Source organism: Nocardia sp. NPDC060220 (genome assembly GCF_042727815.1).
Lineage (GTDB): Bacteria > Actinomycetota > Actinomycetes > Mycobacteriales > Mycobacteriaceae > Nocardia.
Genome location: NZ_JBHWZY010000423.1, coordinates 1 through 5909 on the forward strand (window position 1 = coordinate 1; position 5909 = coordinate 5909).

At 67.0% G+C, this 5909-nt stretch carries 4 protein-coding genes; all 4 read right to left on the reverse strand.

Annotated elements, in window-relative coordinates; genetic code table 11:
- Positions 1-50: 50 nt before the first annotated feature.
- Entirely contained in the window at positions 51-806 is a 756-nt protein-coding gene (gene narI, locus ACFWF3_RS21340) for a respiratory nitrate reductase subunit gamma (protein WP_378991304.1), read from the reverse strand.
- Positions 803-1483, reverse strand: coding sequence for a nitrate reductase molybdenum cofactor assembly chaperone (gene narJ, locus ACFWF3_RS21345; protein WP_378991305.1), 681 nt, complete (start codon positions 1481-1483; stop codon positions 803-805). The genes narI and narJ overlap by 4 nt, the downstream gene beginning before the upstream one ends.
- The gene (gene narH / locus ACFWF3_RS21350) at positions 1480-3159 is read right to left on the reverse strand and encodes a nitrate reductase subunit beta (protein ID WP_379314994.1); all 1680 of its coding nucleotides are present in this window, start codon (positions 3157-3159) and stop codon (positions 1480-1482) included. The genes narJ and narH overlap by 4 nt, the downstream gene beginning before the upstream one ends.
- A gap of 10 nt (positions 3160-3169) precedes the next feature.
- On the reverse strand, positions 3170-5909 hold a 2740-nt coding region (locus ACFWF3_RS21355; protein ID WP_379314993.1), incomplete at its 5' end, for a molybdopterin-dependent oxidoreductase.

Genomic DNA, 5909 nt, shown 5'->3' on the forward strand with positions numbered 1-5909 from the left:
CGGCCCGCCTGCGTGGAGAGCGGGCGGGCCGGTGACACGGGCACTGTGAACTACCAGCGGTCGGGTGTGACCGGGGCGTCCCAAGCCTTCGCGAAGCGGGTCTTGTCCTTGGTGTCCACTTCCTTGCGGCGGTAGACGATGTAGGGGCGGGTGAGGTAGCCGATGGGGGCGCTGAACATGTGGACCAGCCGGGTGTAGGGCCACGCCGCGATCAGCGCGAGAACGACGAGGCCGTGGAGTTGGAAGGTCCAGGGGACGCCGACCATCAGACCCGGTTCGGGGTTGATCGAGAACAGGCTGCGGAACCAGGGGGAGACCGTGGTGCGGTAGTTGTAGGTGCCCCACAGCAGGTTGGAACCCCAGGTGTTGAGCAGCCCGGTGACCAGGGCCAAGGTCAGCAGCGTGTACATCATGACGTCGTTGCGGCTGGTGTTCTTGCGCACGGCGGGAATGGCGATGCGGCGGTAGCACAGGATGGCCACGCCGAGCACGACCATCAGGCCCGCGATCGACCCCGCGCCGACCGCGACGATGTGGTAGGCGTGCTCGGAGATGCCGATCGCCGAGGTCCAGGATTCGGGAATCAGCAGACCCATCACGTGCCCGCCGAACACCCCGAGCATGCCGAAGTGGAACAGCGGGCTGCCCAGTTGCAGCAGCTTGGACTCATAGATCTGCGAGGACCGGGTGGTCCAGCCGAACTGGTCGAAGCGGTAGCGCCAGACATGGCCCAGCACAAAGGACGTCGCCGCGATATAGGGCAGGATCAGCCACAGGCCTTCGGGCAGGGGGATGGTTGCGTTCATCGGCGGCCTTCTGTTGCTTCGAAGAGGGCGGGGTCCATGGCGAAGGGTTCTAGGCCGACCTCTTCCTCGGGCGGACCCTGGGCGGCGAGTTCGGCGATGCGCCTGCGGTCGGCGGTGGTCACCGGCGGCAAGGTGGTGAGCACCGCGGCGAGGACGCCGCTGTAGGGAGAGTTGTTGTCGCCCAGCGACAGTCGCAGCAGCTCCATGACCGGTACGTGCTCGCCGAGCAGGCGTTCGCCGCCGATCGGGTCGATGGTGGCGGCGAATTCCAGCAGCACCGGCAGGTGGTCGGGCAGTTCCTCGTCGCCGAGTTCCACCCCGGCCTGGCGGTAGGCGTGCTTGAACCGCAGCAGTGCCATGCCGCGTTTGCGGGTGTCGCCGAAGGCGTAGAACGTCAGGTGCAGGCTGGCGCGGCGGCGCATGTCGAAGGTCTCGACGTAGCTCTGTGCCACCTCGATCGCCGGAGTGTCGCGCAGATAGGCCAGCAGCGCGGCGAAGTGCGCCTGCACCTCGTCGGGCAATTGCGCTGCGGCGCCGGACAATTGGTCGAGCATCGCGAAGGTCTGCTCGCCCGGGTAGTCCAGCAGCAGCGCGGCCAGCCGCCACACGACCCTGCGGTCGTGCTCGGGCATCGCCGTCACCGGTTCGGGCCGTTTGCGGATGGAGAGCAGACTCATGGCGCGACACCGCTCACGGGCGAGTCGGCGACGGCAGCGCCGTTGCTGCCGTTGCCGTTACCGGCGCCGTTGCCGGTACCCCCGTTGCCGTTCGTGGTCGGCACGAGTCCACTGGTGCTGCGCCCGTCCCAGTTGAGCAGGTTGATCCGGCCCGACTTCTCCTCCGGCGCGGCCTGATTGGTGTCGGAGAGCGAGAACTTCTCGACGACCTGGTCGAACGCGGTCATGCCCGGTCCGCCGTCGGTGTCGAGACTGCACCCGGTGGCCAGCGAATCCAGTTCGTGCGCCTTGGATGTCGCGCCCATCGGGATCACGTACCGGTGCTCGTACTTGGCGATGGCGAGCAGCCGGTACATGGCCTCGATCTCCTCGGGCTCGAGACCGATCGACGGCGCGATATCGGCCTCGGGTTCCTCACCGAGGTTGACCGATCGCATGAACGCCCGCATCCCGGCCAGCCGTTGCAGCGACGAGCGCACCGGGCCGATCTCACCGGCGGTGAACAGCTCGGCCAGGTACTCGATCGGGATGCGCAGCGCGTCGATCGCGCCGAACAGGTTGCGCGCGTCCTCGCCGTCGTGCCCGGTCTCGGTGAGCACGTCCACCACCGGCGACAGCGGCGGCACGTACCAGACCATCGGCATCGTCCGGTATTCCGGATGCAGCGGCAGCGCCAGCTGGTAGTCGACGATCAGCTTGTAGACCGGCGAATCCTGGGCGGCCTGAATCCATTCCGGGGAGATCCCGGCCTTCTCGGCTTCGGCGATCACGCGCGGGTCGTGCGGGTTGAGGAACACGCCGAGCTGCGAGGTGTAGAGGTCCTGCGGATCGGTGACCTGGGCCGCTTCGAGCACCGCGTCGGCGTCGTAGAGCATCACGCCGATGTAGCGCAGCCGCCCGACGCAGGTTTCCGAGCACACGGTCGGGATGCCGACCTCCACGCGCGGGTAGCAGAAGGTGCACTTCTCCGCCTTGCCCGTCTTGTGGTTGAAGTAGATCTTCTTGTACGGGCAGCCGGTGATGCACTGGCGCCAACCACGGCACTTGTCCTGGTCGACGAGCACGATGCCGTCTTCCTCGCGCTTGTAGATCGCGCCGGAGGGGCACGACGCGGCGCACGAGGGGTTGAGGCAGTGCTCGCAGATGCGCGGCAGGTAGAACATGAAGGTCTCTTCGAACTCCAGTTTCACCTTGGTCTCGAGCTTGCCGAGCAAGGGGTCCTTGGCGACCTGCTCCGGACCCGAACCCAGATCGTCGTCCCAGTTCGCGCCCCAGGTGACCTTGGTGTCCTCACCGGTGATCAGCGACTTGGGCCGCGCCACCGGGGTGGTGTCCATGGGCGGCGACGACAGCAGGTTGTCGTAGTCGTAGCTCCACGGCTCGTAGTAGTCGGCGACCGTGGGCAGATCCGGGTTGGCGAAGATGTTCATCAGGCGCTTGAACCGCGAGCCCGACTTCAGGGTCAGCTTGCCGCGCTTGTTGAGCGTCCAGCCACCCTTCCACTTCTCCTGGTCCTCGTACTGGCGCGGATAACCCTGTCCCGGCCGGGTTTCCACATTGTTGAACCAGACGTACTCGGTACCGCCACGGTTGGTCCACGCCTGCTTGCAGGTGACCGAGCAGGTGTGGCAGCCGATGCACTTGTCCAGGTTCATGACCATGGCGAGCTGTGCCATTACGCGCATGTCAGTACTCCACGTTCTGGTTGCGGCGACGGATAGTCGTGACTTCGTCACGCTGGTTTCCGGTGGGGCCGTGGTAGTTCAGGGCGAAGGACTGCTGGGCGTAGCCGCCGATCAGGTGCGAGGGCTTGATCAGCACCCGGGTGAGCGCGTTGTGGATACCGCCGCGCTTGCCCTTGGCCTCCTTGGTGGTGTCCTCGGCGCCTTCGATGCGCGGCACGTCGACCGCGCGGTCCTGGGCGTGGTACATGAAGACCGTGCCCTCTGGCATGCGGTGCGAGACGATCGCGCGGGCCACGACCACGCCGTTGCGGTTGATCGCCTCGATCCAGTCGTTGTCGGCCACCCCGATCTTCTTGGCGTCGACGTCCGACATCCAGATCGTCTGACCGCCGCGCGAGAGCGTCAGCATGTGCAGGTTGTCCTGGTAGGCGGAGTGGATCGACCACTTGGAGTGCGGGGTCAGGTACCGCACCGTCAGTCCGTTGCCGCTCACATTGCCGATGCTCGGCTCCGCGAACAGCGCCGACATGTCGAGCGGTGGACGGAAGATCGGCAGTTGCTCGCCGAGTTCGATCATCCAGTCGTGGTCGAGGTAGAAGTGCTGGCGACCGGTGAGGGTGTGCCACGGCTTGAGCCGCTCGACATTGATGGTGAACGGCGAGTACCGGCGTCCCCCGGATTCCGAGCCCGACCATTCCGCCGAGGTGATCACCGGCACCGGGCGAGCCTGGGTGTCGGCGAAGGTGATCCGCTTGCCCTCGGCCTCTTTCGCGAGGTCGACCAGTTCGGTGCCGGTACGCCGCTCGAGCGCCTCGAACCCTTCGACGGCCAGGCGGCCGTTGGTGGTGCCCGACAGCGACAGGATGGCCTCGGCGGCGTGGGTGTCCTTGGCCAGCGACGGCCGGCCCGCGGCGATGCCGGAGACGATGGTGCCGTTCTGTCCGGCCAGGTACGCCACTTCTTCCTCGGGGAAGGTGGTGACGCCCTTGGTCGTCAGACCGAGCTTCTCCACCAGCGGCCCGAGCGCGGCCAGCTTCTCCGCGATCTTGGTGTAGTCGCGTTCGATCTCCACGATCTTGGGCATGGTCTTGCCCGGAATCGGTTCGCACTCACCGGCTTTCCAGTCCAGCACCTTGCCGCCGGCCTGCGCGAGCGCATCGGGGGAGTCGTGCTGCAACGGCACCGCGACGATGTCCTTGCGGGTGCCGAGGTGCTTCTCGGCCAGCCAGGAGAAACCACGCGCGATCCGGTGGAACGCCTCGAAGTCGGTCTTGGCCTCCCACGGCGGGGAGATGGCGGGGGAGAAGGCGTGCACGAACGGGTGCATGTCGGTGGAGGACAGGTCGTGCTTCTCGTACCAGGTGGCGGCGGGGAGCACGATGTCGGCGAACAGCGTGGTGCTGGTCATCCGGAAGTCCAGTGCGAGCAGCAGATCGAGCTTGCCCTCGGCGCCTTCCTCGCGCCATTCCAGTTCTTGCGGGCGCACCCCGGTCGCGTCGGTGGTCTGCAGGTTGGAGCCGCAGCCGAGCAGATGCTTCTGGAAGTACTCGTTGCCCTTGCCCGAGGAACCGAGCAGGTTCGCGCGCCACACGGTGAGCACGCGCGGGAAGTTCTCCGGTGCGTCGGGGTCCTCACAGGCGAAGCGCAGGTCGCCGGATTTCAAACCGTCGACGACGTGCTCGGCGGGGGTCTTGCCCGCTTCGGCAGCCTCGTCGGCGAGGTCGAGGGGGTTGCGGTTGAACGTCGGGTAGCTGGGCATCCAGCCGAGACGACTCGCCAGGGCGATGTTGTCGGCGGCGGTGCGCCCGGCGAACTTGCCCTTGCCCAGCGGCGAGGCGAACGAGTCCGAGGTGAACGGGTCGTAGCGCCACTGATCATTGGTGAGGTACCAGAACACGGTGCCCTGCATCTGACGCGGCGGGCGCTGCCAGTCCGATGCCGAAGCCAGTGTGGCCCAGCCGGTGACGGGTCGGCACTTCTCCTGGCCGACGTAATGGGCCCAGCCGCCGCCGTTCTTGCCCTGACAGCCGGTGAGCAGCGTCAGGGTGAAGAAGGCACGGTAGATCTGATCGGAGTGGAACCAGTGGTTGGTGCCCGCGCCCATCAGGATCATCGAGCGACCGCCGGAACGTTCCGCATTGTCGGCGAATTCGCGGCCGATGCGAGCGGCCTGCACGGCGGGAACGCCGGTGATGGCCTCCTGCCAGGCCGGGGTGTACGGCGACTCGGCGTCGTCATAACCCTTCGCCCACTCGCCCGGCAGACCGTCGCGGCCGACACCGTACTGGGCGAGCAGCAGGTCGAAGACCGTGGTGACGCGCTTGCCCGCGACGATCTTCGTCGGAACACCACGAATGATCGACCCGGCGACGTCGGTGTCGAAACGCGGCAGCGCGATCGTGGCCGGCGCGTCGTCGGAATGACCGAGCAGCGTGAGCAGCGGGTCGACACCCTCGAGGTCGAGGTTCCACTTGCCCGCGTCGCCCTCGCCGAAGCGGTGCCCCAGCGAGCCGTTGGGCACCACCGGGTTGCCCGCCTGGTCGAGCAGGACCGGCTTGTGTTCGACGCCTTCGCCGGTATGCCCGAGATCGGCGGCGGTGAGGAACTTGCCGGGAAGGGCGCCGTCCTGATCTGCCGCCTCGTCGAGGCAGATCAGGTACGGCTGGGCGACGAAGAGCGTCCACGGGGCGTCGCTGATCAGCAGCGACAGCGGGTAGTAGAGGACGATCGCGGCGACGCCC

Excerpts from the sequence above, each read along its gene's own strand:
- narI (WP_378991304.1), bottom strand. The coding sequence starts at position 806 with ATGAACGCAACCATCCCCCTGCCCGAAGGCCTGTGGCTGATCCTGCCC.
- narJ (WP_378991305.1), bottom strand. The coding sequence starts at position 1,483 with ATGAGTCTGCTCTCCATCCGCAAACGGCCCGAACCGGTGACGGCGATG.
- narH (WP_379314994.1), bottom strand. The coding sequence starts at position 3,159 with ATGGCACAGCTCGCCATGGTCATGAACCTGGACAAGTGCATCGGCTGC.